This window comes from Brevundimonas sp. GW822-FHT03E11, assembly GCF_058801445.1.
Map to the genome: position 1 here is coordinate 296,118 of NZ_JBXANG010000002.1, position 24,763 is coordinate 320,880.

A 24,763-nucleotide genomic window follows, 5' to 3' on the forward strand; every position below is an offset into this window, starting at 1 on the left:
GGTCACGCGCGGCGCTTCATCCAAGGCCGCCGCATCGCCCGCCGATACGGAGAGAACAGTACGCCCATGGCCAAGATTATCGGCATCGACCTCGGCACCACCAACTCCTGCGTGGCCGTCATGGACGGCAAGAACCCCAAGGTCATCGAGAACGCCGAAGGCGCCCGCACCACCCCCTCGGTGGTCGCCCTTCAGGACGGCGGCGAGACCCTGGTGGGTCAGCCGGCCAAGCGTCAGGCCGTCACCAACCCGGCCAACACCTTCTTCGCCATCAAGCGCCTGATCGGCCGCAACTTCGACGATCCCGTCGTGGCGAAGGACAAGGGCATGGTGCCCTATGAGATCGTCAAGGGTCCGAACGGCGACGCCTGGGTGCGTGCGCACGGCAAGGACTATTCGCCCCAGCAGATTTCGGCCTTCACCCTGACCAAGATGAAGGAGGCCGCCGAGGCCTATCTGGGCGAGAAGGTGACCCAGGCCGTCATCACCGTCCCGGCCTATTTCAACGACAGCCAGCGCCAAGCCACCAAGGACGCCGGCAAGATCGCCGGTCTGGAAGTCCTGCGCATCATCAACGAGCCGACTGCGGCCGCCCTGGCCTATGGCCTGGAGAAGAACGACGGCCAGAAGATCGCGGTCTATGACCTGGGCGGCGGCACCTTCGACGTCTCCATCCTGGAGATCGGCGACGGCGTCTTTGAGGTGAAGTCGACCAACGGCGACACCTTCCTGGGCGGCGAGGACTTCGACCTGCGCCTGGTCGACTATCTGGCCGACGAGTTCAAGAAGGAGCAGGGCGTCGACCTGCGCCAGGACAAGCTGGCCCTGCAGCGCCTGAAGGAAGAGGCCGAGAAGGCCAAGAAGGAACTGTCCTCGACCACCCAGTACGAGGTCAATCTGCCGTTCATCACCATGAACGCCTCGGGCCCGCTGCACCTGAACATCAAGCTGTCGCGCGCCAAGCTGGAGGCCCTGGTCGACGACCTGGTCGCCCGCACCATCGAGCCGTGCAAGAAGGCCCTGGCCGACGCCGGCCTGAAGGCGTCGGACATCGACGAGGTCGTCCTGGTCGGCGGCATGACCCGCATGCCCAAGGTTCAGGAGGCCGTGAAGGCCTTCTTCGGCAAGGAGCCGCACAAGGGGGTGAACCCCGATGAAGTCGTGGCCCTGGGCGCCGCGGTTCAGGCCGGGGTGCTGCAAGGCGACGTCAAGGACGTGCTGCTGCTGGACGTGACGCCCCTGACCCTGGGCATCGAGACCCTGGGCGGCGTCTTCACGCCCCTGATCGAGCGCAACACCACCATCCCGACCAAGAAGAGCCAGACCTTCTCGACCGCCGACGACAACCAGTCGGCCGTGACGATCCGGGTCTTCCAGGGCGAGCGGCCGATGGCGGCGGACAACAAGCTCCTGGGTCAGTTCGACCTGATGGGCATCCCCCCGGCGCCGCGCGGCATGCCGCAGATCGAGGTCGCCTTCGACATCGACGCCAACGGCATCGTCAACGTCTCGGCGAAGGACAAGGCGACCAACAAGGAACAGTCGATCCGCATCCAGGCCAACGGCGGCCTGTCGGACGCCGACATCGAGAAGATGGTCAAGGAAGCCGAGGCCAACGCCGCCGCCGACAAGGCCCGCAAGGACCTGGTCGAGGCCCAGAACGCCGCCGACAGCCTGATCCACTCGACCGAAAAGGCCCTGGCCGACCACGGCGACAAGGTCGAGGCCGACGTCAAGACCGCGATCGAGACCGCTCTGGCCGATCTGAAGACCGCCCGCGAGGGTACGGACGCCGAGGACATCCGCGCCAAGACCAACACCCTGGTCCAGGCCTCGATGAAGCTGGGCGAAGCCATGTACGCCGCCCAACAAGGCACGCCCGCCGAAGGCCAGCCGGCTGACGACGGCGTGGTGGATGCGGAGTTCGAGGACGTCTCGGACACCGACGAGAAGAAGAGCGCCTGATCCGCAACAGGTCGCTGAAATGATACGGCCCCGCTTGTCTTGCGATAGGCGGGGTCTTTTCATGAAACTTGCATCAAGCGTTCCGGCCCCCATGTCAGCCGGGACACCGCCTTTTCCAGAGCCCGCAGAGGTTCGGGCCGGGCGGCAGGGGAAGTAATGAGGACTGACGCCCGATGGCGCGTGACTATTACGAAATTCTGGGCGTCGAGCGGACGATCGACGCCGCCGGCCTGAAATCGGCCTATCGCAAGCTGGCGATGATCCATCACCCGGACCGGAACGGCGGCTCGGAAGAGTCCATGGCCAAGTTCAAGGAGATTTCCGAGGCCTATACGGTTCTGTCCGACGACCAGAAGCGGGCGGCCTATGACCGGTTCGGCCACGCCGGGGTCAACGGCGGCGGGGGCGGCAATCCCTTCGGTCAGGGCCAGGGCTTCTCCGATCTGAACGACATCTTCTCCCAGGTCTTCGGCGACGCCTTCGGGGACGCTTTCGGCGGCCGCCAGGGCCGGGGCCAGCAGGGCGGACCGCGCCGCGGTTCGGACCTGCGCTACGACCTGGAGATTTCGCTGGAGCAGGCCTATCGCGGGGCCGAAGTCCAGATCGACGTGCCCGCCACCCTGACCTGCGAGACCTGCGAGGGTTCGGGGGCCAAGCCGGGCACCAAGCCCGTCACCTGCACCACCTGCAACGGCGCCGGCCGCGTGCGCCAGGCCAACGGCTTCTTCCAGGTCGAGCGGACCTGCCCCCGTTGCCACGGCGCGGGCCAGATGATCGCCGACCCCTGCACGACCTGCCACGGGCACGGCCAGGTGCGGAAGACTCGCACCCTAAACCTGAAGATCCCCGCCGGCGTCGACGACGGTTCGCGCATCCGCCTGACCGGCGAGGGCGACGCCGGCCAGCGCGGCGGCCCGCGCGGCGACCTGTACGTCTTCCTGTCGGTGACGCCGCACGACCTGTTCGAGCGCGACAACCTCGACCTGCTGGTCACCGTGCCCGTGCCGATGACGGTGGCGGCCCTGGGCGGCGAGATCGACGCCCCCTGCCTGGTCTCCGACGCCTGCGACGGCAAGTGCAAGGCCGCCGTCCAGGTGCCCGCCGGCGCCCAGACCGGCAAGACCGTGCGGATCAAGGGCAAGGGCATGCCCCATCTGAACGGCCGCACGCGCGGCGATCTGGTCGTCGAACTGTTCGTCGAGACCCCCACCGACCTGACCCCCCGTCAGAAGGAATTGCTGCAAGAGCTTGCCCTGTCCTTCGGCGAGGCGCAGAACCCCCGGAATTCCAGCTTCGCCGGCAAGGCGAAGCGCTTCTGGGCCGACATCCTGGGCAGCCAGGATGCGGACGGGTCGAAAGAGAACGCGGCTTGAGCGCAATCTTCCACGCCGGCATTTCCGGCTATCGCGGCCGGATGGGCCGCGCGGTGTCACAGGTTCTGGATGCGCGCGAGGACGTGGTCGTCGCCGCCCGGTTCGACTGGGGCGAGACGGCCGACATCTCTCTGTGCGACGTCATCATCGACTTTTCGACGCCCGACGCCTCGGTCGCCCTCGCCCAGTCTGCGGCCGAGCGCGGCGGTCCGGCCCTGGTCATCGGCTCCACCGGCTTCACCCCGGCCCAAGAGGCCGAGCTGATGAAGGCCGCCGAGAAGATCGCCATCGTCAAGAGCGGCAACTTCTCCCTGGGCGTGAACATCCTGATCGGCCTGGTCCAGCATGCGGCCCAGCGTCTGGACGCCCAGGACTGGGACATCGAGATCACCGAGGCCCACCACCGCCGCAAGGTGGATTCTCCCTCCGGCACCGCCCTGATGCTGGGCGAGGCCGCCGCCGAGGGCCGCTTCACGGATCTGGCCGAGATCCGCTCCAAACCCTATGACGGCGTCCAGGGCGAGCGCGAGACCGGCAAGATCGGCTTCTCCTCGATCCGGGGCGGCGGCATCATCGGCGAACATACGGTGCTGTTCGCCTCGGAAGACGAGGTCCTGACCCTCAGCCATTCGGCCATCGACCGGTCGCTGTTCGCCAAGGGGGCCGTCGCGGCGGCCGCCTGGGTCCGCACCCGCCGACCCGGCCTTTACGATATGCAGGACGTGCTGGGCTTCCGGCAGGCTTGAATCCGCGCCCGGCCGCCCGAGCCCGCTGAACTCAGTGCAGCACCCTGCGGCGCCCGAAGGCCGCGCCCGTCAGCAAGGTCTTGATGAAGAAGAAGACGGCGATGACGATGGCGTAGCCCAGGAACAGGGCCAGGCCCGTCAGCCAAAACCCCGCCGTCAGGATGGCCGGCAGGGCGAAGTCGCCGCCGTTCAGGACGGGCAGGACGGCCAGGACGATCAGATGAACCAGGGTCGCCCCCAGGGCCGTCGATCCCAAGGATCGCCAGTCGACCATCATCAGGGCGGCGATCACGGCGATGATCAAACCCATGACCTGATTGACGCCGTCGAAACCGGCGCTGGCCAGGCCCAAGAGGCCGTTCAGAAATTGACCGATCTGATCCAGCAGATTTTCCATAGAGCGCCTCCGAACCCTGTCGATGTTGCAGCGAAGCTTGCCGATCCGGAGGCTTAACGCGGCCGGATGGAAATCGCTCCGCCGGGGTGGGCGGCGGCGACGGGAAGGCCTATGGGTTCGTCCGACAGGAGCGGCATGAGCAAGACGACCGGAAGCGAAGACATTGCGAGGGGCATCGCCCTTCGAATCGCCGCGGCGGGCGCCTTTTCCATCATGGCGGCGGTTCTGAAACTGGCCTCCCTGGACGGGGTCACCGCGCCGGAGATGCTGTTCTACCGCGCCTTCTTCGGCCTGCCGGTGGTGTTGATCTGGGTGCTGACCCAGCCGGGCGGCCTGGCGGGCCTGGCCACGCGCCGCCCCCTGGCGCATCTGGGCCGCAGCGCCCTGGGCGTCGCCTCCATCCTGTGCGTCTTCCAGACCCTGACGCTTCTGCCGCTGGCCGAGGCCACGACCATCAGCTTCACCGCCCCGATCTTCGCCACCATCCTGTCCTTCCTCATTCTGAAGGAGGCGGTCGGCCCCCGGCGCTGGGCGGCGGTAGCGGTCGGATTCATTGGAGTGCTGATCGTCACCCGCCCCCTGTCGCTTGTTTCCGGGGCGAACTCAGCCCCCTTGCCTTTGGCCGGCGTCGGCTTCGGCCTGGCCGCCGCCCTTCTGACGGCGGCGGTCACGATCACCCTGCGGCAGCTGCGCGACACCGAACATGTGGCGGCGATCGTCTTTTGGTTCTTCGTCTGCTCGTCCATCGTCGGCGCCCTGCTTCTGCCCTTCGTCGGCCGGATGCACGCCCTGACGACCTTCGCCCTCCTGGCCGGGTCGGGCGTGGCGGGCGGCGTCGCCCAGCTGTTGATGACCGCCTCCCTGCAAAAGGCGCCCGTCGCCGTCGTAGCCCCGTTCGACTATCTGCAGATCCTCGGCGCGGTCGCCTTCGGCGCTTGGCTGATGAAGACCACCCCGACCGCCGACACCCTGGCCGGCGCCGCCCTGATCGCCGCCAGCGGCCTCTATACGGCTTGGCGTGAACGGGTCCGCCGCCGCCAGGCCCTGTTGCAGACGACCGCCCCGCCCGTCTGAGGTTTACACATCGCAGTTTCGGCCCTAGAGAGCTTGGCCGTGACCGCCTCCATGACCAAAGCGATTACCCTGAAAACCACCGGCTTCGGCGGGGCGGTTTCGGGTATGCGCGAGGTCTGAAGCGCCGAACCCCGATCCCAAGCCCCGCCGATGCGCGGGGCGGTCGATCCGGCTGAACCCCGCGCCTCCATCCCTCCAGGAGACGCATGAATGTCCTTTTCCCCGTCCAATCCGCCCCATGTGGGCATCGTCGGCGCCACCGGCCTCGTCGGCGAGATGATGCGCGGCCTGCTGGCCGAGCGGAACTTCCCCCTGGCCTCGCTACGCCTGTTCGCCTCGGCCCGGTCGGCGGGCAAGACCATCCGCTTCGGCGAGACCGACATTGTGGTCGAGGATGCGGCGACGGCGGACTACGCCGGGCTGGACATCGTCTTCTTCTCGGCCGGCGGGGATACCTCCAAGGCTCTGGCGCCCAAGGTGGCGGCCGCTGGGGCGGTGGTGATCGACAACTCGTCCGCCTGGCGCAGCGACCCCCAGGTGCCGCTGGTGGTCGCCGAGGTGAACCCCCACGCCCTGGCTGACCTGCCCAAGGGGATCATCGCCAACCCCAACTGCACCACCATGGCCGCCATGCCGGTGCTGAAGCCCCTGCATGACGCGGCGGGGCTGAAGCGCCTGACCGTCTCGACCTATCAGGCCGTCTCGGGCGGCGGGATCGAGGGCATTCGCGTGCTGGAGGACCAGTCGCGGGCCACCGTGGGGCAGGGCGCGGCCCTGGCCCGCGACGGCGGGGCCGTGGACTTCGGCGCGCCTGAAAAGTGGATCGTGCCGATCGCCGCCAACGTCGTGGCCCTGAACTACAAGCTGGGCGAGGACGGCTATACCGACGAGGAGCTGAAGCTGCGGGACGAGAGCCGCAAGATCCTGGACATTCCCGGCCTGCCGGTCTCGGGCACCTGCGTCCGGGTGCCGGTCTTCACCGGCCACTCCCTGTCGATCAACGCCGAGTTCGAGCGCGCGATGTCGGTCGAGACGGCGCTGGACTTGCTGGCTCAAGCGCCGGGCGTGGTGGTCACGGCCGTGCCGAACCCGCTGGAGGCCGCAGGCCAGGACCCAGTCTTCGTCGGTCGGGTGCGTCCCGACCCGACGGTCGAGCACGGCCTCGCCCTATTCGTCTCGAACGACAATCTGAGGAAGGGCGCGGCCCTGAACGCGGTTCAGATCGCCGAGGTGCTGGTTCAGCAGCGCGGCTGACCGGTCTAGGCGGGGTTCAGTCGTAGCGCACGCCGCTGAGATAGAGCCCCGCCGAGGGGGCGACGGGGCCGCACCGGGCGCGGTCCTTCGCCTCCAGCGCCGCCTTGACGTCATGGGCGGTCCAGCGGCCCAGGCCCACCTCGACCAGGGTCCCGGCCATCGACCGGACCTGGCGGTGCAGGAAGCTGCGGGCCTGGAAGACCAGATGCACCTCCTCGCCGAACCGGCTGACGCGGGCCACGTCCAGGGTCTTGACCGGCGACTTGGACTGGCAGCCCACGTCGCGGAAGGTGGTGAAGTCGTGCAGGCCGACCAGGACCTGGGCCGCATGGTGCATGGCCTCGGCGTCCAGGCTCTTCTTGACGTGCCAGACGCGGTCGCGCTCCAAAACGGGTTGAGGCCGGCGGTTCAGGATCCGGTACAGATAGCCCCGGCCGGTGGCGGAGAAGCGGGCGTGCCAGTCGGGATCGGGCGCGTATTCGGCCGACAGGACGCAGACGTCCTGTTTGATAAGATGGGCGTTGACGGCGTTCAGCACCGTATCGACCGGCCAGTCGCGCTCCAGATCGGCGTGGATGACCTGGGCCGTCGCATGGACGCCGGTGTCGGTGCGGCCGGCGGCGGCGATCCGCACCCGCTCGCCTGAAAAGGCCAGTATGGCGGCCTCGACCGCGCCCTGCACCGTCGGCTGGTCTTCCTGAGCCTGAAAGCCGTTGTAGGCCGTGCCGTCGTATTCGAGGATCAGCTTGTAGCGCGGCATCAGCCGAGCACGGTCCCGACCGGCAGGGCAAAGCCGCGCAGCATCTCATCGGCCGATTGCGCCGCCTTGCCCTCGCGCTGAACCCGGATCAGCCGCACCGCGCCGGTTCCGCAGGCCACGGTCAGGGCCTCGTCCAGCGCCGCGCCGGGCGCGCCAGAACCGTCGGCGACGGCCGACAGCAGGGCCTTGATCCGAACCGGACCAGCGTCTGAGGGGGCCTCGAACCAGGCGCCGGGGAAGGGCGACAGGCCGCGGATATGGGCGTCGACCTCGGCCGCCGGACGGGTCCAGTCGATCCGGGCCTCGGCGGGGGTGATCTTCTTCGCATAGGTCGGCTCGCCGACCTGTTCGGTCGGGGTGACGCCGCCGCGCTCGATGGCGGCCAGGGCGCGGGGCCACAGGGCGGCGCCGACATGGGCCATGCGCTCGGACAGGCTGGCGGCCGTGTCGTCGGGCCGGATGTCCATGATTTCGCTGAGCAGGATCGGCCCTTCGTCCAGGCCCAGGCTCATCTGCATGATCTGGACCCCGGTCTCGGCGTCGCCGGCCATGATGGCCCTCTGGATCGGCGCCGCGCCGCGCCAGCGGGGCAGCAGCGAGCCGTGCAGGTTCAGGCATCCCAGCCGGGGCGCGGCCAGCACCTCAGCGTTGAGGATCTGGCCGTAGGCGACGACGCAGGCGGCGTCGAGGTCCAGGCTCTGGAAGTCGGCGACGGCCTCGGGCGACTTCATGCTTTCAGGCGTGAAGACCGGCAGGCCCATGGTTTCGGCGAAGGCGTGAACCGGCGACGGCGTCAGCTTCTGGCCCCGGCCCCTGGGGCGCGGCGGCTGCGAATAGACGGCGACGATCTCGTGGCCCGAGGCGAGAAGCTCGGCCAGGGACGGCACGGCGAAATCGGGAGTTCCCATGAAGGCAAGGCGCATGGGCACGCCTTTAGAGGTTTACTGCCAGCGAGTGAAGACGCCGCCGCCCTCGTCCCATTCGCCGCCCGCGTCCAGAGCGTCGTCGAAATCGAGCAGCCGGTCCAGCAGCAGGCCCGCCACCACGCCCAGCAGGGCCACGCCCGCCAGGGTCGCAACCCCGGCGACGCCGATCTTCTGGCTGCGGGTCAGGCGACGGCGCCCTTGGGTGTCGATCACCAGGGACTGGCCGCGGCGGATGGGGCGAGGGCTGCGCTTTGTCATCAGGCGGCGATCCTGTCCTTGGCGGCCTTCTTGACCTTGGTCACGGCGCGTTCCCGCTTCAGCCGCGACAGGTGGTCGATGAAGAGCACGCCGTTAAGATGGTCCATCTCGTGCTGGATGCAGACGGCGTAGAGGCCCGAAGCCTCTTCCTCCACCGACTGACCGTCACGGTTCAGATAGCGAATGCGGACGCGGGCCGGGCGTTCCACCTTGTCGAAATACTCGGGGATGGACAGGCAGCCCTCTTCATAGGTGTAGAGTTCGTCCGACGCCCACAGGATCTCCGGATTGGCGAAGAAGCGCGGGTTCCGGCGCGCCTCGGCGGCCTCCGGCGTGTCTTCCTCTTCCGTTTCGCACACGGCGCCGTCGCGATCGCCCAGATCCATGACGATGACCCGGTCCAGGGCGCCGACCTGAACGGCGGCCAGGCCGATGCCGGGCGCCGCGTACATGGTCTCCAGCATGTCGTCCATCAGGGCGCGCACGGCGTCATCGACAGCGGCGACCGGTTGGGACACCTGTTTCAGGATCGCCAGGTCGGCGGCGTTGTCGATGGTGAGGATACGTCGGATGGCCATGGTCGGGACGTAGGCGCGACCCGGCGACAGGTCAAGATTTCCGCCGTCGGAGGGGCCAGCCCCCTCAAGCGCGCAGGATGACGCTCAAGACCCCCCACACCGTCCAGCCGACCGCGCAGGCCAGGACGACGGCGCCCAGACCCATGGCCTTAAAACGGCTCTTGGCCAGGGCTGCGAACCTTTGAGGGTCCTCAGCGCGGCGGATCGTCTGACGCCTATGGCCGCGCGTCTGGATTTCGCCGGTGGAGACCGCGCGAATCCAAGGGATGGCTTCGCGCAGGATCAGAAACAGACCGGCGACATAGGCAGCGATGATGATCATGACGTCCCCCGGTCGAAACTAATCTGAAGCCGGAGACGGAGTCGAGGCCTGGCGGGCGGCCTGCGGCTCTATTCCTTGCCCGGCAGGGGGCGCGGCTTGCGGTTCTGGTCGATGGCCACATAGGTGAAGACGCCCTGGGTCACGCGCACAGACGTAGCCAGCGGCTGACCGCGCGACCGCTTCCAGGCCTCGACATGGATGCGGATCGAGGTGCGGCCCGTGCCGATGACCTTGGCGTAGATGCTGACCTCGTCGCCGACGGAGACGGGCTGATGAAACACCATGCCGTCCAGAGCCACGGTGGCGCAGCGGCCCTGGGCCATTTCGAAAGCGGGGGTCGCCCCCGCCACGTCCATCTGGGCCAGCAACCAGCCGCCGAAGATGTCGCCTTCGGGGTTGGTGTCGGCCGGCATGGCGATGATCCGGCCGACCGGCTGGGTTTCGGGGGGGAACTGGGGCGCGTCGGACATGGGAGGCTCTGGCGTTCGAGGACAGCTCGCTCTTAGATCAAGTTTGCGCGATACAAAACAGAGCCGGCAATATTGTTGCGAGTTACGCCGCCTGCAGAAACGGGCCGCCCGCCTCAGCCCGGCTTGGCGGGCTTATCCGCCGTTGCAGCGGAGGCGGCCTTGGACCGGCGCTTCCTAGGGGGCATGGCTGCCGGTTCGGTCGAGGGTTTGGCCGAAGGCTTGCGGGGCGTCTTGCGGGGCTTGGGTGCGCGTGGGGCCGCCGACGCAGGCGCGGCCTTGGCGTCCCTCAACGCCCGCCAGGCCCCGCCGAGTTCCATGGCGACCAGCAGATGATCTTCGGTCAGAACACCCCTCCGCGCGAGGCGCAGATCGGCGATCTCGTTCAGCAACCGTGACGCCGCGCGCAGGTCGGGACGATCGGATCGCGCGCCCAGATCCTGAAGCCGGGCGAAGCGCCAACCCGTCTCCGGCGGATGCTCCAAGGCCAGGGCGAATCGCACCTGAGGCGTCAGATTCGCAGCGACGAAATCCCAGACGGTCTGGTTCGGCGCCCGACGATAATGGCCGGGGCGGGTCGGGAGGCCGGCGCCGGCGTAGACCTCCAGGGCGCCCGCCTCGATCTCATCCAGCGCCTGATCCAGAGGCGAGGGATCCCCCGAGGGGATTTCCGCAGGACGGACGAAGGGGTCTGCGGCGACGGCCGGATCGACCGTACCAGTCCCGACGGCGGCGGCGCGCCCCGTCAGCCGGGACAGAAGGGCGCGCCACGCCTGCACGGGCGTCAGTCGACGTTGATCGCGCTGGTCACCGACACGTCATAGACGACGCGGGTCACGCTCTGAACGAACTCGAAGAACTTGCGCGCCTCTGCGGCGCCGGCCAGGGGCACATAGATCACGTCCTCGGGCATGATCTCCAGATTGGTGGCGGCGAAGACGTTGGCGGCGTTGTTGAAGTCCAGCTGATAGACCACCGGCACCCCCTTGGGCGTGGCCGGCTGGTTGATTCCCAGAGCCTGGGCCACCTCCGGTCGCTCGAAGCGGAAGACCAGAACGCGCCGGGCGTTGGCGGTGGCGGTGTTCAGCCCTCCGACCTTGGACATGGCGCCCGTCAGGGTCATGGGTCCGGCGGGCATGTCGACCTGCGTCACGGCGTTCAGTGCGCCGAAGGTGGAGAACCGACGCGGCTTGTACTGGACGTTGATCACGTCGCCCTTTTGCAGGCGCACGTTCTCGCTGAACTCGGTCGTCACGGCCGACAGGGGGGCGGTGTAGGTCTGCCCGCCGCGCTGGATGCTGATCGTCAGATCGTCAGTCGGGCGGGCCGATCCGCCGGCGGCGGCGATGACGTCCAGAATCCGGTCGCTGTTGACGCCCAGCGGCGCACGCCCCGGCTGGCGAACGTCGCCCAGGACGTTGACGGTGTTGGAGGCGTTGCCGGAGATCCCCACCAGAACCTGGGGATTGGCGACCTTGCCGACCAGGGCGCGGCGGATCGCGGCCGCCGCCTGGGTCGAGGTCAGGCCGACGACGCGGACCGGACCGGCGAAGGGCACGGAGACCGAGCCGCTGCGATCGACCGTGACGCCCGGAAGGGCCTGGGAACCGCCAGACAAGGTGGGCAGGCTGCGAGCCGTTGTGGATCCACCGCCCAGGCTGCCACCAAACAGGGCGCCTGAAGGATCATAGATCGAGATCGCCAGCGTATCGCCCTCGCCGATCACATCGACCGGCTGTTCGCTGGAGGCGGCGGCCAGGGTGCCGAAAAACTGAGGCGGCACCGCCTTCATCCGCTCCGTGACCTCATAGGTCAGGGGCACCAGGGCGTAGCTCCCCAGGGCCTGGGACGTAGAAGCCCCAGCGTCGATGGAGGCGCCCGAGGGCCCGTCGCGCGGCAGGGTGGAGCACCCGCTCAGTATGGCGACGATGGCAAGCGGCAGGATGGTGCGAGTCATGGAAACGGATCGGCCCTTGTTCGCGCGTTGATTACCCGCCTTTCGCACCGCCCGCCAGAGGCGAGGCCGCCGCCAGGCCGACCGCCCGAGCGACGATGTCGAAATGGGCTTCCCACGACGGCGCAGCGCGAGCCTCCGAGGGGGCGGGCGGAGACGTCATGGTCGCCCGCTCGATCGCCGCCAGCCAGCCCAGCCCGTCCAGGGGATCAATCAACTCGGCTCGGGGCGTCAGTTCCCTGTGCGGCGGAATGTCGGAGGCGATCAGGGGGCGGCCCATGGCCACCGCCTCGACCGCAGGCAGGTCGAACCCCTCGACCGACGACGGCGCCAGCACCGCCCGCGCGCCCCGCATCAGGCGCGCCAGCACCTCGTCGGACAGGTTGGCCGCCTGGTGAACGATCCCCCGCAGATTGGGCGAGCGCTGCAGATGATCCAGCACCGCCTCATTCTCCCAGCCGTAGCGCCCGACCAGGACCAGGGAGGGGGTGCGTTCGCCCAGCCGTTCCTCCAGCCGCCGCCACAAGGTCAGCAACAGGGCCAGGTTCTTGCGCGCCTCTATGGTGCCCACATGGACGAAATAAGGACGGCTGGTCGCCACCGCATCGCCGGCGACGAAGGCCGGTTCCAGGCCCAGGTGCGCCACATGGACCGGCGGCTGCGGCAAACCTTCTCGCGCCGCAAAGGCCCGCAACTCGTCGCGGGTATAGGCCGAGTTGACGATCACCCGACTGGCGTGACGCAGGGCGTGGGTCACTCGGGCGTGGTGTTTGGCGCCGTCGCCCGGCCGACAGAACTCCGGATGGGTGATGGGGATCAGATCATGGATCAGAACGACCCGTTCCACACCCGCCGCTTCCAGATCCCTCAGAGCGTCGGCCTGATGCAGGGTCGTATGGCCCACGTTCAGATAGAGGTCGGCGGCCGGCAGGGGCGCGACGTGACGGGATTTGAAGAACTGTTTCAACACCCGTCCCTTGTCCGCCGGCTTCTCACGCTCCGGCGGGGGCGGGGGACTGATGACAGACTCAGCGGGTCGGGCGGGGGCGGCCAGGGCCTCGAGCAACAAGGCTTCATGCGCCACGTCGGCAGGGGCGACGCCCGCCCCGCTCCAACGCGCGCGCAGATCGACCACGAAGTCCCGGAACCACTCGGGCTGGACGGCGACCAGGCGGTTCTTGCGCCCGCGAACCGGCAGGGTGAGGACGTCGGGCCGTGACAGCAGCCATTCGGCATAGGCCAGACAGACGCGATCGACGCCAGTGGGGGCGGAACGTTCGGCCCGGCTCATCAGCCGGCTGGCGTCATAGAGGATACGCATCATCAGCGGCTCAGGCGACGTAGCCGGCCTGCATCAGTTCCGCGATATGGACGATGGCGGTCGGCCGCCCCTCCTCCACCACAAACAGATTGGAAATCTTGTTCGCGGTCAGCAGGTCGACGACGTCGCTCATCCGCGCGTCCGGATCGACCGTGATCGGATTGGCCCCCATGATGTCGGCGGCGGTCAGGCCGGTGATGTCGCGCTGGAAGGCGCGACGCAGGTCACCGTCGGTGACGATCCCCGCCAAGGCGCCGTCCGCCTTCAAGACGGCGACCGCCCCCTTTCGGCCTTCCGTAATGGCTGAGACCACTTCGCTGAAGCTGGCGCTCAGCGGCACGCTGGCCGGGGCCGCGGCATTGTCGCCCATCCATTCCCGCACGCTTTGCAGGCTCATGCCCAAGGCGCCGCCGGGGTGGTGCAGACCGAAATCCAGGGCGCTGAACCCGCGCCGGTCCATCAGCACCATGGCCAGGGCGTCGCCCAGGGCCAGGGTCATCAGGGTCGAGGTGGTCGGCGCCAGGCCGTTCGGACAGGCCTCAGCCACCTTGGGCATGGTCAGGCAGACCGCAGCGTTGCGGCCCAGGAAGCTGGTCGGGCGCTGGGTGATGGCGATGACCGGAATGCCGTTGCGCTGGCAGAAGATCAGCGGATCGCGCAGTTCGCGGCTCTCGCCCGAGTTGGAGATGGCCAGGACCGTCACATCCGGTCGCAGCATGCCCAGGTCGCCGTGGCTCATCTCCGCCGGATGGACGAAGAAGGCGTTCGTGCCGGTGGACGCCAGGGTGGCGGCGATCTTGCCGCCGATATGGCCGGACTTGCCGATGCCGGTGACGACCACATAGCCGGGACGGCTCATGATCACATCCACCGCCCGGGCGATCGAGACGTCGATCGTCCGCTCCAGCGCTTCCAGCGCCTCGATGTTCAGCCGCATCACCTCGCGAGCGCGGCCGGTCATGGCGGCTATGTCTTCGGACGAAGAATGGGCGATCTCGGTCATGTTTCGTCAGGCCCGCGGCCGGGCTCTCCTTGTTTCAACGCACGGCCGCAGACAGTCCCCTCGGCGGCGCGCACAGCCTCTTTCAGACGACTTTGTCGCTTTCGGGTCAACCTTTGCCGCTTTGGCGCGTTATAGGGCCTGGGGAAGCCGTAAAGAGTCAGATACCTATGCCGTCTCACGCCGGAGCCGCCGATCTGTTGTTGCCCCGACCGCCGGTCGTCGCCCAGGGAATCGCCCTGTTCCTCGACCTGGACGGCGTCCTTGCGCCCATGGCGCCGACGCCGGACGAGGTCGGTCCCGTGGCCCGCCGCACGGCCGTGCTGAAGGCGGTGCAGCATCGCCTCGACGGCCGGGTGGCCGTGGTCAGCGGCCGCACCATAAGAGAGATCGACCGGATCACCGACCGGGCCCTAGAGTCCGCCTCGGGCGTTCATGGACTGGAGCGTCGCCTGAAAGGCGGCCCGGTCCAGAGGACGACGGCCGACGCCGCTGTCGCCAAGGCTTTGGACGCCTTTCACGCCTTCGCCGCTGACCGGCAGGGGGTGATCGTCGAGGACAAGGGAGTCTCTGCAGGCCTGCATTATCGACTGGCGCCTGACCAGGGCGCGGCGGCGCAGCGACTGGCCCGGCAGCTGCAGGCCGAGACGGGCCTGACGCTGCAGCCTGGCCATATGGTGCTGGAATTGAAGACGCCGGGCGCCGACAAGGGCACAGCCGTCGCCGCCTTCATGCAGGAGGGGCCGTTCAAGGGGGCGACCCCCGTCATGCTCGGCGACGACCTGACCGACGAACATGGTTTCGAGGCCGCCGCCACCCTGGGCGGCTATGGCGTGCTCGTGGGGCCTGAGCGCGAAACCGCGGCCCGCTATCGCCTCGACGATGTGAACGACGTCCTGACCTGGCTGGAAGCGGTGGCGGGGGCCTGAATCGATGACGCCCAATCTCGATCTCTTCCCCATCGGCAATTGCGCGATCAGCGCCCTGATCGACCGTCAGGGCCGGTTCGTCTGGGCCTGCGCCCCGCGCGTCGACGGCGACCCCGTCTTTTCGGCCCTGATGAACGGAGAAGCGCCCGAGCATGGCTATTGGTCCGTCGAGCTGGAGGGGCTGAAACACGTCAGCCAGGCCTATGTCCGCAATACGCCGGTGCTCAAGACCGTTCTGACGGCCGAAGACGGGGCCGCGGTGGAGATCATCGACTTCGCCCCGCGCCATCCGAAACATTCGCGAACCTACCGCCCCCTCGCCTTCGGGCGGATCATTCGACCGCTGCACGGCACGCCGCGTATCCGCGTCCGGCTGCGCCCCTCGTCCGACTGGGGCGCGCGGCGGGCGCCCCACACCTCGGGCTCCAATCACATCCGGTTCCTATGCCCGGACGTCACCTTCCGTCTGACGACCGACTGTCCCGTCTCTCACGTTCTGGAGGAGCGGATCTTTCGGCTGGAACGGCCGCACGCCTTCTTCTTCGGCCCGGACGAGGGCTATGATCAGGATGTGGGACCGGGGGTTCAGGCCGCGCTGGACCGCACGGTCGCCTATTGGCAGGACTGGGTCCGCAAACTCTATCTGCCGCTGGACTATCAGGAGGCCGTCATCCGTGCGGCCATCACCCTGAAGCTCTGCGCCTATGAAGAGACCGGCGCCATCGTCGCGGCCATGACCACCTCCGTTCCCGAATTCAAAGAGAGCGGGCGCAACTGGGACTATCGCTACTGCTGGATCCGCGACGCCTATTATACGGTGCGGGCGCTGAACCGGCTGGGGGCGGTCGACATTCTCGAGAACTACTTGGGCTATCTGCGCAATCTGGTTGACGCCTCGGCCGGCGGCCATGTCCAGCCGGTCTATGGGGTGGGGCTGGAGCCGGGCATCGGCGAGAGCATCGTCGATACGGTCGAGGGCTATCGCGGCATGAAGCCGGTGCGGATCGGCAATCAGGCCCATGAGCACCTGCAGCACGACGTCTATGGCCAGATCGTCCTGCCCCTGGTCCAGGCCTTCTATGACCAACGCCTGCTGCGTCCCGGAACGATCGAGGATTTCCACGCTCTGGAGAAGGTCGGCGAGCGGGCCTTCGCCATGCACGACCAGACCGACGCAGGGCTTTGGGAGTTCCGCACCATCGCGCGGGTTCACACCTATTCCTCCGTCATGTGCTGGGCGGCCTGCGACCGTCTGGCCAAGGCGGCGGATCATCTGGGCCTGCAGGCCCGCGCCGACGTCTGGCGTCAGCGGGCGGCGGCCATCCGAGAGCGGATCGAGGCGGAAACCTTCCTGACGGACGAGGGGCGTTTCGCCGCCAGTTTCGGCGGACGCGAACTGGACGCCTCCCTGCTGCAGCTGACGGACCTGGGCTTTCTGGACGCGCATGATCCGCGCCAGGTGGCCACCTTCGATGCAATCGAGCGGGATCTGAAAAAAGGACCCTTCCTGTTCCGCTATGTCGAGCCGGACGACTTCGGCGAGCCGGAGACCGCGTTCAACTTCTGCACCTTCTGGTTCATCGAAGCCCTGCATCAGAACGGCCGGGTGGAGGAGGCGCGCGCCATATTCGAAGAGATGCTGGCCCGTCGCACCCAGGCCGGCCTGTTGAGCGAAGACATTTCCGTCGAGGACGGGGAGCTGTGGGGCAACTATCCCCAGACCTACTCCCTGGTCGGGATCATCAATTGCGCCGTGATGTTGAGCCGATCCTGGACCGACGTGCGTTGATCTTTCTGGTCCCGGGGCTGGGATCGCTGCCGAAGTGAAGTCATGAGCCGTCTCATCGTCGTATCCAACCGGGTCTCGGCCCCGACCGATCCCGCTGCGGGCTCCGCCGGCGGGCTGGCCATGGCCCTGTCTGCGGCCCTGCGAAAATACGACGGCCTCTGGTTCGGCTGGTCTGGAGAGACGATCGACAGCTTCACCGGCGAGATGAAGGTGGAGGACCGCGCCGGCGTGACCGTCGGACTGGTCGATCTGGAGCCCCAGGACGTCGAGGAATATTACAACGGCTACGCCAACAAGACCCTGTGGCCGCTGTTCCACCACCGGATCGACCTGGCCCAGTACGAACGCTCCTACGGCGAGGGTTATGAGCGGGTGAACCGCCGCTTCGCCGAGGTTCTGGCGCCGGTGATCAAGCCGGACGACGTCATCTGGATCCACGACTACCATATGATCCCCATGGCGCGGGATCTGCGTCGTCTGGGCGTCCGCAACCGGATCGGCTTCTTCCTGCACACCCCCTGGCCGACGCGCCAGCTGCTGGTGACCCTGCCGCATCACCGGCGGCTGGTGGAGTCCATGTTCGACTTCGATCTGATCGGCTTCCATACGCGCGAATGGTGCGACCTCTTCACCGACTATGTGGTCAGCGAGGCCCAGGGCGAGCTGTTCGGTCATGGCGGGCTGGAGTGTTTCGGTCGCCGGGTTCAGACCGGCGTCTTCCCCATCGGCATCGATGTGGACGGCTTCCTGGCGGCGAAGAACTCGACCCTCGGGGCCCGGACCTATGATCGGATGGCGGCCTCGGCGGCCTTCCGCGCCATGATCGTCGGCGTGGACCGGCTCGACTATTCCAAGGGGCTGGAGGAGCGGCTGCTGGGCTATGAGCAGTTTTTGCAGGACAATCCGTCGATGCGTGGCGAGGTCTTCCTGCTCCAGGTCACGCCGATCTCGCGGGACGATGTGGATTCCTATCAGGACATGCGGGCGCGGCTGGACGCCCTGGCCGGGCGGGTCAACGGGGCCTTCGCCGACATGGATTGGCAGCCGATCCGCTATCTGAACCGCACCTACCGCCGCGACCAGCTGGCGGGGATTTATCGCGCCGCCAGGGTTGGGCTGGTGACGCCGCTGCGCGACGGGATGAACCTGGTCGCCAAGGAATATGTCGCCGCCCAGAACCCCGACGATCCCGGCGTCCTGATCCTGTCCCGGTTCGCGGGGGCGGCGGAACAGATGCGTGAGGCGCTTCTGGTCAATCCCTACAGCCGCGAGGAGCTGTCGGACGCCATCCAGAAGGCCTTGACCATGCCCCTGGCCGAGCGGGTGCGGCGATGGGAGGCCCTGATGCAGGTGGTGCGCGACACCGACGTGGGCATCTGGCGCGACGCCTTCGTCAAGGCCCTGCTGGCGGTCGAGACCGAGCCGGAAAAGGCCCAATGGGCCGGGGCGGCCTGATCTAGCGCCGCATCTAGCGAATATCGAAGGCCAGGAGCAGGGTGCGCTGGGCCGGATTGGCGTTGTCGTCCGACAGTAGATAGAGCCGGGTCGCCTGGCCGCGCCGCTCAGCGGCGACGCCTTCGAAATTGTCTGTCGTGCCGGGCAGTTTCAATTCGATCAGGACAGGTCCCACCGTGCCCTCCGCCGACAGGCGACGCACCCGCGCCCGCATGTCGATCGGCGGCGTATAGCGGCGTTGCACCAGAAACCAGCCTTCGCCGGTCGGGTCGCGGTCCAGGCCCGTGGGGCGATAGTCGCCGTCCAGCAGGTTCTGTGACACGGTCGGCCCCGCCCCTCGGCATCCGCCCGATGTACAGTCCCACACGCCGCCGCCTTCTCCGACCACCCGCCAACCGTCCTCGCCGCGACGTGTCAAACCTGCGGCGAGGCCCTCCATCCCCTCATTGTCCGGGAAGGGAAATTCCGGCGACGGCGCCGGGGTTGGCTCCCGTATCCCAGACAGGGGGCCATAGTTCCAAATTCGATGGCGACGTTCGAAACTGACCAGCAGGTCGCCGGAGCGCGTCAAAGCCAGCCCTTCCGCATCGCCGTCGATCTTGGAGGCTATGGGCCGTCCGTCCTCCAACGTCAGTTCGCGCGACGCCAGTCTGTCCAAGCCGATCAGACGGCCGCGCGCGTCCAGGCGCAAGACGCCGCGAACCAGATCCCCCGCGTCGGACACGGCGACAAAACCGCCGTCTCCGCTCAGTTTGAGATCGGAAAGCCCGTGCAGCGGCGATTCAGGGCCGGCCACGATCTCGATGCCGCCCGCGAAACGCACGCCGGGCGCCAGCACGGCGCCGGGCAGGCCTAGGCCGACCGGCTTCAACTCGGCGGGTGCGAAGGTCCAGCCGTCGTGGTCCGACGGGGACGGCTGGGGCGGGCCCAGGGTCGCGGCGCAGGCCGTCAGGGCCAGGGCCGCCCAGGCCGCCGCGAGACGCGGTAGACGACGTCTCATGCGGCGATCTTCTGACGCGGCCGGCGGGCGGGCGTCGCCGCGACGTCCGCCTCGAACAGTTCGGCCAGTTTTTCGGTCATGGCGCCGGCCAACTGCTCCACGTCGACGATGGTCAGGGCCTTGCGGTACCAGCGGGTCACGTCATGGCCGATGCCGATGGCCAACAGTTCGACCGGCGAGCGATCCTCGATCTCGGCGATGACCTGGCGCAGGTGTTTGTCCAGATAGAGGGCGGCGTTGGCCGACTGGGTCGAGTCGTCGACAGGCGAGCCGTCGGAAATGACCATCAGGATGCGGCGCTGCTCGGTGCGGGCCAGCAGGCGATTGTGCGCCCATTGCAGGGCCTCGCCGTCGATGTTCTCCTTCAGCAGGCCCTCGCGCATCATCAGGCCCAGATTCTTCTTGGCCCGGCGCCAGGGCGCGTCGGCGGCCTTGTAGATGATGTGGCGCAGGTCGTTCAGCCGGCCGGGATTGGCGGGTTTGCCCGCGCTGATCCAGGCCTCGCGGCTCTGTCCGCCCTTCCAGGCGCGGGTGGTGAAGCCCAGGATCTCGACCTTGACGCCGCAACGCTCCAGCGTGCGGGCCAGAATGTCGGCGCAGACCGCCGCCACCATGATCGGCCGCCCGCGCATCGAACCCGAATTGTCGAGCAGCAGGGTCACGACCGTATCGCGGAACGGGCTCTCGCTCTCGGCCTTGAAGGACAGGGGGGCGGTCGGGTCGGTGACGATCCGGGTCAAGCGGGCCGTGTCCAGCATCCCCTCTTCCAGATCGAAGGTCCACGAGCGGTTCTGCTGCGCCAGCAGACGGCGCTGCAGCTTATTGGCCAGGCGGGAGACGACGCTGGCCAGCAGGGTCAGCTGTTGGTCCAGCAGATTGCGCAGCCGCTCCAGCTCCATCGGATCGCACAGGTCGGCGGCGTCCACCACCTCGTCATAGGCGGTGGTGAAGACGCGGTAGAAGTCGACCGCCCGGCCGTCGTCGGCGGTCTGCTGGCGATTGGGCTGCTGGCCCTCGTTCAGCTCCGGCCCGTCCTCGGCGCCGTCGCCCTCCGGATCGGCGGGCGCGCCCTCAGGGCGGCTCTCGCGCTCCTGCTCCGACGATTGATCGTCGGCGTCGCCCTCCATGGACTGGGAGCCCTCGCCGCCCTCCTCCTCCTCGTCCTCGTCCGGCCGGTCGTCGGCGTCGGGTTCCGGGGAATCGGGCTCCTGCTCGCCCGGATCGTCTGAGGCGTCCTCGCCCTGGCCGTCGCCCGGGTCCAGGTTCAGGGCGCGCAGCACTTCGCGCATCTTTTCGGCGAACAGAGCCTGGTCGCCGGCGGTCGCGGTCAGGGCGTCCAGCTGATCGCCCGCCTTGGCCTCTATGCCGGCTCGAACCAGATCCAGCAGGGATTTGGTTCCGTCGGGCGAAGGCCGGCCCGTCAGCCGTTCACGCACCAGGAGAGCCACGGCCTCCGAAACCGGCGCCCGTTCGGGCTCGAGGATGCGAAGCGCCCCGGTCTTCTCCAGCCGCGTCACCAGGGCGGCGTCCAGATTGTCCCTGACCCCCGCCAGGAATTCGGAGCCCACCGCCTCGACCCGCGCCTGTTCAACCGCGTCGAAAACCTCGGCCGCCTGGGTGTCGGCGGGGCGCATACGGGCGTCGATCCCCGCGTCATGATTGGCCAAACGCAGGGCCAGGCGGTCGGCCTGGCCTCGCAGGGACGCGCTCTCGTTACCGGAGGGGTCGCGTGGGGGATGCGGCAGAGTCAGAATCCCGCCAGCCAGCTTGGGTCCGTCCGACCCGAACACCACCTCCAGCTCAGGCTGCTCGGCCAGGGCGCGGGCGGCGTGGCTGAGCGCGCGTTTGAAGGTTTCGGCGGGAGTGTCCGGGGCGGCCATGCTCCTCAGTTAATCTTTTCACGCCGCTGATAAAAGCGCGATCAGGCGGCTTTTCGGATCGGCACGCGCCGCCCATAGGTCAGGCAGCGCCACACCCATTCCAGCGGCCCCATTCTGAACCGCGCCAGCCACAGCGGAGACCAGATCAGCTGGACCGCCCAAACGGCCGCCACCAAGCCCCACATGCCGACATAGTCCACCTGACCGAACAGACGCGGCCCCCAAGGCATGTAAAAGAGGGTGGTCATGATCAGCGTCTGGCTCAGATAGTTGGTGAGGGCCATCTGCCCCACCGGCCGAAGCGGGGCGACCAGCCAGGCCGGTCCGCGCGTGGTCACGAGCACGATCAGGCTGACATAGGCCAGGGTCACCAGGATCGGGAAGGCCGCGACCGCCTCCGCCAGCCCTTGCGTCGGATGGGCGTCGGGCGCGGCCATGATTTCGGTCCAATGGGTCGTCGCCACAAGGGCCAGGACCGCGCTCCCGACCGCCAGGACGAAGAGATAGAGCCAGGTCGGCGCCCGGCCGCTGAGGAAACCCGCCTTGAACAGACCCATGCCGGTCATCATCAGGGCGACGGTCGAAAAGACGAACATGGCCAGGCTGGCGCCCTGGAGGAAGAACCAGGCGGTCAGGTTCTGGCCCATGGCCCCGGCCCAGCCGCTGCGATAGGCGGCGATGGCGGCGGCGACGGCCTCCTGGCTGTTCTGCGGCTGGCCCTGTTTCATCGCCTCGACCACTTCTGCGGGGCCGGCGACCATCAGCCAGCTCAACCCCGCCTGCATCGCCCCCAGCGCCAGGGTGACCCCCAGCCCGACCCCGATCAGAACGGGGGCGGAGAAGGACCGCATCAGCATGACGAACAGGCCGGACCAGGCGTAGAGCAGAAGGACGTCGCCGTACCAGAAGGCCAGGCCGTGGATCAGGGCGATCACAGCCAGCCAGAACAGGCGCCGGCGCAGCAGCCGCCCCCGCGCCGCATCGCTTCGTTCACCGCCCACCAGAAAGATCGAAGCGCCAAACAACATGGCGAAGAGGGTGATGAACTTCTGGTGGAAGAAGACGTCCATCGCCCAACGGGCCACGGCGTTGGCGCCCGTCACAGGAAAGGGGCTGAGGTCCGCATCGCCATAGACCATGAAGGGCAGGCCGAAGGAGACGACGTTCACCGCCAATATGCCCAGGACCGCCAGCCCCCGCATCACGTCCAGAGAAGCGATACGGGCCGGCGCCTCGACCGGCGCCAATCCGGTCGGTTCCGTCGTCTGGTTCACCGTCGACATTCACAGCCTCCCCCGAAGCGTTTCAGCGCCTGAGCGGCGCTCGGATAATCTTAGCGACGCCGCCCGACCTCGATCGTCGGGCGCGCCTCAAAGGCGATGAAGGCCACGCAAAGACCCGCCCACAGGGCATAGCTGACCCCGACGATCATGGCGATGGGCAGGCCGCCCACGCCGAAGATCAGGAGGGTCGTCTCGGTCGCGCCGAGACCCTGCATCAGGTCGCCCGCCTCCAGCCAGCCCAGGACCACCATCACCAGGCTGACAACCACCTGGACCAGGGCCGCAGTCAGGCCGCCGAACAGCATGAAGCGCCAGACCACGCCCAGGCGCGACCCGGGCCGACCCTCGCGACGGCGTTCCTGATTGATCCGCCAAAGGCCCGCAGGAACGGCCGCCAGACCGATCAGCAGCACCAGAATCCGCCAGTCGATGTCACGCCCCATCCCGATCGCGTTGGGCGGCCAGAAGGGCAGGGTCAGAATCAGCGGGGGCCAGGCGGCGCCGGCCAGAGAGGCCAGGATCGGATAGAGCGGCGCCGGCCGCGACTGGATGGTCGCCTGGCCCGGCAGGTCGGCATAGGTCTCGAACCGGCTCATCGCGTCGGCGCCGGCGTCTCGCCGGAATAGTCATAGAAGCCGCGCCCGCTCTTGCGGCCCAGCCAGCCGGCCTCGACATATTTCACCAGCAGCGGACAGGGGCGGTATTTGCTGTCGGCGAGCCCGTCGTACAGGACGTTCATGATGGCCAGGACCACGTCCAGTCCCATGAAGTCCGCCAGCTCCAGCGGCCCCATCGGATGGTTGGCGCCCAGGCGCAGCGCCTTGTCGATGGAGGCGACGTTGCCGACCCCTTCATACAGGGCGAAGATCGCCTCATTCATCATCGGCACCAGGATCCGGTTGACGATGAAGGCCGGGAAATCCTCGGCGTCGGTCGTGGTCTTGCCCAGGCTCTCGGCGAAATCTACGGCCGCCGCGTGGGTCTCGGCCGAGGTGGCGATGCCGCGCACGATCTCGACCAGTCGCATGATCGGCGCCGGCTTCATGAAGTGCAGGCCGATGAACCGGTCGGGCCGGTCCGAGGCCGAGGCCAGTCGGGTGATCGAAATGGAGGAGGTGTTGGAGGCCAAAAGGGTCTGCGGGCCCAGATGGGGGGCGACCTCGGCGTAGAGGGCCTTCTTGACCGCCTCGTCCTCCAGCGCCGCCTCGATGACCAGGTCCGCGTCAGACACCGCCTCGGCCATGTCCGTCGTGACGGCGATCCGGGCCAGGGCGGCGTCGGCCTCGGCCTGGGTCACCAGATGGCGGCCGACGTGGCGCGACAGGCTGGCGGCGATCTCGCCCTGGGCCAGCGGCAGCCGCGCGGGCGCCACGTCGTAGAGTCGGACCGAATAGCCGCCCAGGGCCACCGCATGGGCGATGCCTGCGCCCATCTGTCCGGCGCCCAGGACGGCGACTGTGGTGATCGTGCTCATGAACCGTGGTCAATAATGGTCGGGGCCGGCACCTTTAGGAAGCTGGCGGCCGGGCGCAAGGGCGGAATCGCCGTCTCGCGTCGGAATCTCCCGCCGCCGTGGCGCCTCAGCCCAACATGCCGATCAGGACCGGGGCCGCCGAGGCGTTGAACAGGATGCGGACGAACTGAAGCAGCAGCAGGACGACGATGGGCGAAATGTCGATCCCGCCCAGCGGCGGAATGATCCGCCGGAAGGGTTCCAGAATGGGGGCGGTGATCCGGTCCAGGAAGTCGGCGACCTGGCTGACGAACCGGTTGCGATGGTTGATCACGTCGAAGGCGAACAGCCAGCTCAAGATCGCCTGGATGATGATGAACCAGACCATCAGGCCGATGACGGTGTTCACAAGCCAGACCAGGGCGGTGCCCATATGTATTCTCCTGCAAGGCGCGAACCTCGGCTTCTAGCCGTCCCCCGCCCATCCGACAATCTTCTGCGGTCGCCTGCGCGGATTGCGCGCACAAGCCCGTTGACACCACGCCCGCCCGCCTTCTATGTCCCGCGCTCGCCTGGAGG

The 24,763-nt window shown here is 68.0% G+C and carries 25 protein-coding genes; 8 read left to right on the top strand and 17 right to left on the bottom strand.

What is annotated here, in order from left to right; translation table 11 throughout:
- Positions 1–66: 66 nt before the first annotated feature.
- From dnaK to dapB, 3 genes are all read left to right on the top strand, one after another.
- Positions 67–1,965, top strand: coding sequence for a molecular chaperone DnaK (dnaK, locus tag AC1RKE_RS04330; protein ID WP_054764313.1), 1,899 nt, complete (start codon positions 67–69; stop codon positions 1,963–1,965).
- A 173-nt stretch (positions 1,966–2,138) separates the two neighbouring features.
- Positions 2,139–3,338, top strand: coding sequence for a molecular chaperone DnaJ (gene dnaJ / locus AC1RKE_RS04335; protein ID WP_287396811.1), 1,200 nt, complete (start codon positions 2,139–2,141; stop codon positions 3,336–3,338).
- A complete protein-coding gene (gene dapB / locus AC1RKE_RS04340) occupies positions 3,335–4,084 on the top strand; it encodes a 4-hydroxy-tetrahydrodipicolinate reductase (RefSeq protein WP_201463420.1) in 750 nt (249 codons plus the stop codon). The genes dnaJ and dapB overlap by 4 nt, the downstream gene beginning before the upstream one ends.
- A gap of 31 nt (positions 4,085–4,115) precedes the next feature.
- On the opposite strand, the gene AC1RKE_RS04345 is transcribed toward dapB, so the two are convergent.
- Positions 4,116–4,481 carry a hypothetical protein gene (locus AC1RKE_RS04345; protein ID WP_182713730.1) on the bottom strand — a complete coding sequence of 122 codons (366 nt, stop codon included), beginning with the start codon at positions 4,479–4,481 and terminating at the stop codon, positions 4,116–4,118.
- A 135-nt stretch (positions 4,482–4,616) separates the two neighbouring features.
- On the opposite strand from AC1RKE_RS04345, the gene AC1RKE_RS04350 reads away from it, so the two are divergent.
- Both AC1RKE_RS04350 and AC1RKE_RS04355 read left to right on the top strand, forming a co-directional pair.
- Positions 4,617–5,555, top strand: coding sequence for a DMT family transporter (locus AC1RKE_RS04350; protein WP_054764317.1), 939 nt, complete (start codon positions 4,617–4,619; stop codon positions 5,553–5,555).
- 210 nt (positions 5,556–5,765) lie between these two features.
- Entirely contained in the window at positions 5,766–6,809 is a 1,044-nt protein-coding gene (locus AC1RKE_RS04355; RefSeq protein WP_395941872.1) for an aspartate-semialdehyde dehydrogenase, read from the top strand.
- A 16-nt stretch (positions 6,810–6,825) separates the two neighbouring features.
- Here AC1RKE_RS04355 and truA read toward each other — a convergent pair whose 3' ends face one another.
- The 10 genes from truA to AC1RKE_RS04405 form a co-directional block, all read right to left on the bottom strand.
- Positions 6,826–7,569 carry a tRNA pseudouridine(38-40) synthase TruA gene (gene truA / locus AC1RKE_RS04360; protein ID WP_348685422.1) on the bottom strand — a complete coding sequence of 248 codons (744 nt, stop codon included), beginning with the start codon at positions 7,567–7,569 and terminating at the stop codon, positions 6,826–6,828.
- Complete coding sequence (gene fmt / locus AC1RKE_RS04365) at positions 7,569–8,492, bottom strand: methionyl-tRNA formyltransferase (RefSeq protein WP_395941871.1); 924 nt, start codon at positions 8,490–8,492, stop codon at positions 7,569–7,571. The genes truA and fmt overlap by 1 nt, the downstream gene beginning before the upstream one ends.
- Positions 8,493–8,510: 18 nt before the next feature.
- On the bottom strand, positions 8,511–8,753 hold the full coding sequence (locus AC1RKE_RS04370; protein WP_183216513.1) for a hypothetical protein: 243 nt from the start codon (positions 8,751–8,753) through the stop codon (positions 8,511–8,513).
- Positions 8,753–9,331, bottom strand: a complete 579-nt coding sequence (def, locus tag AC1RKE_RS04375; protein WP_348685457.1) for a peptide deformylase — start codon at positions 9,329–9,331, stop codon at positions 8,753–8,755. Before def ends, AC1RKE_RS04370 begins: the two co-directional genes overlap by 1 nt.
- Before the next feature lie 64 nt (positions 9,332–9,395).
- Positions 9,396–9,653, bottom strand: a complete 258-nt coding sequence (locus AC1RKE_RS04380) for a hypothetical protein (RefSeq protein WP_228184917.1) — start codon at positions 9,651–9,653, stop codon at positions 9,396–9,398.
- 68 nt (positions 9,654–9,721) lie between these two features.
- Positions 9,722–10,123 carry an acyl-CoA thioesterase gene (locus AC1RKE_RS04385; RefSeq protein ID WP_395941870.1) on the bottom strand — a complete coding sequence of 134 codons (402 nt, stop codon included), beginning with the start codon at positions 10,121–10,123 and terminating at the stop codon, positions 9,722–9,724.
- Positions 10,124–10,236: 113 nt separating this feature from the next.
- Positions 10,237–10,899 carry a hypothetical protein gene (locus AC1RKE_RS04390; protein WP_348683316.1) on the bottom strand — a complete coding sequence of 221 codons (663 nt, stop codon included), beginning with the start codon at positions 10,897–10,899 and terminating at the stop codon, positions 10,237–10,239.
- 5 nt (positions 10,900–10,904) lie between these two features.
- Positions 10,905–12,077, bottom strand: coding sequence for a polysaccharide biosynthesis/export family protein (locus AC1RKE_RS04395; RefSeq protein ID WP_348683315.1), 1,173 nt, complete (start codon positions 12,075–12,077; stop codon positions 10,905–10,907).
- Between the two features lie 31 nt (positions 12,078–12,108).
- Positions 12,109–13,398 carry a glycosyltransferase family 4 protein gene (locus AC1RKE_RS04400; protein ID WP_348683314.1) on the bottom strand — a complete coding sequence of 430 codons (1,290 nt, stop codon included), beginning with the start codon at positions 13,396–13,398 and terminating at the stop codon, positions 12,109–12,111.
- A 7-nt stretch (positions 13,399–13,405) separates the two neighbouring features.
- Positions 13,406–14,398, bottom strand: coding sequence for a KpsF/GutQ family sugar-phosphate isomerase (locus AC1RKE_RS04405; protein ID WP_348683313.1), 993 nt, complete (start codon positions 14,396–14,398; stop codon positions 13,406–13,408).
- Positions 14,399–14,565: 167 nt separating this feature from the next.
- On the opposite strand from AC1RKE_RS04405, the gene otsB reads away from it, so the two are divergent.
- From otsB to AC1RKE_RS04420, 3 genes are read left to right on the top strand one after another with little or no spacing between them, the layout of a single operon-like run.
- On the top strand, positions 14,566–15,324 hold the full coding sequence (otsB, locus tag AC1RKE_RS04410) for a trehalose-phosphatase (RefSeq protein WP_348683311.1): 759 nt from the start codon (positions 14,566–14,568) through the stop codon (positions 15,322–15,324).
- 4 nt (positions 15,325–15,328) lie between these two features.
- Positions 15,329–17,113 (top strand): glycoside hydrolase family 15 protein, encoded by a 1,785-nt coding sequence (locus tag AC1RKE_RS04415; protein WP_054764327.1) that lies wholly within the window; start codon positions 15,329–15,331, stop codon positions 17,111–17,113.
- Between the two features lie 42 nt (positions 17,114–17,155).
- A complete protein-coding gene (locus AC1RKE_RS04420) occupies positions 17,156–18,568 on the top strand; it encodes an alpha,alpha-trehalose-phosphate synthase (UDP-forming) (RefSeq protein ID WP_348683308.1) in 1,413 nt (470 codons plus the stop codon).
- 13 nt (positions 18,569–18,581) lie between these two features.
- Here AC1RKE_RS04420 and AC1RKE_RS04425 read toward each other — a convergent pair whose 3' ends face one another.
- The 6 genes from AC1RKE_RS04425 to AC1RKE_RS04450 all read right to left on the bottom strand — a co-directional run bounded on the left by AC1RKE_RS04425 (position 18,582) and on the right by AC1RKE_RS04450 (position 24,617).
- Complete coding sequence (locus tag AC1RKE_RS04425; protein ID WP_348683306.1) at positions 18,582–19,568, bottom strand: esterase-like activity of phytase family protein; 987 nt, start codon at positions 19,566–19,568, stop codon at positions 18,582–18,584.
- Positions 19,565–21,448, bottom strand: a complete 1,884-nt coding sequence (gene cobT, locus AC1RKE_RS04430; protein ID WP_348683304.1) for a cobaltochelatase subunit CobT — start codon at positions 21,446–21,448, stop codon at positions 19,565–19,567. The genes AC1RKE_RS04425 and cobT overlap by 4 nt, the downstream gene beginning before the upstream one ends.
- 41 nt (positions 21,449–21,489) lie before the next feature.
- Positions 21,490–22,731: a DUF418 domain-containing protein gene (locus tag AC1RKE_RS04435; protein WP_054764331.1), complete on the bottom strand. Its 1,242-nt coding sequence runs from the start codon at positions 22,729–22,731 to the stop codon at positions 21,490–21,492.
- 50 nt (positions 22,732–22,781) lie between these two features.
- Entirely contained in the window at positions 22,782–23,327 is a 546-nt protein-coding gene (locus AC1RKE_RS04440; protein ID WP_182713746.1) for a phthalate transporter, read from the bottom strand.
- Positions 23,324–24,205: a 3-hydroxybutyryl-CoA dehydrogenase gene (locus AC1RKE_RS04445; RefSeq protein ID WP_152949199.1), complete on the bottom strand. Its 882-nt coding sequence runs from the start codon at positions 24,203–24,205 to the stop codon at positions 23,324–23,326. Before AC1RKE_RS04445 ends, AC1RKE_RS04440 begins: the two co-directional genes overlap by 4 nt.
- Positions 24,206–24,311: 106 nt before the next feature.
- On the bottom strand, positions 24,312–24,617 hold the full coding sequence (locus AC1RKE_RS04450) for a YggT family protein (protein WP_054764334.1): 306 nt from the start codon (positions 24,615–24,617) through the stop codon (positions 24,312–24,314).
- Positions 24,618–24,763: the final 146 nt, after the last annotated feature.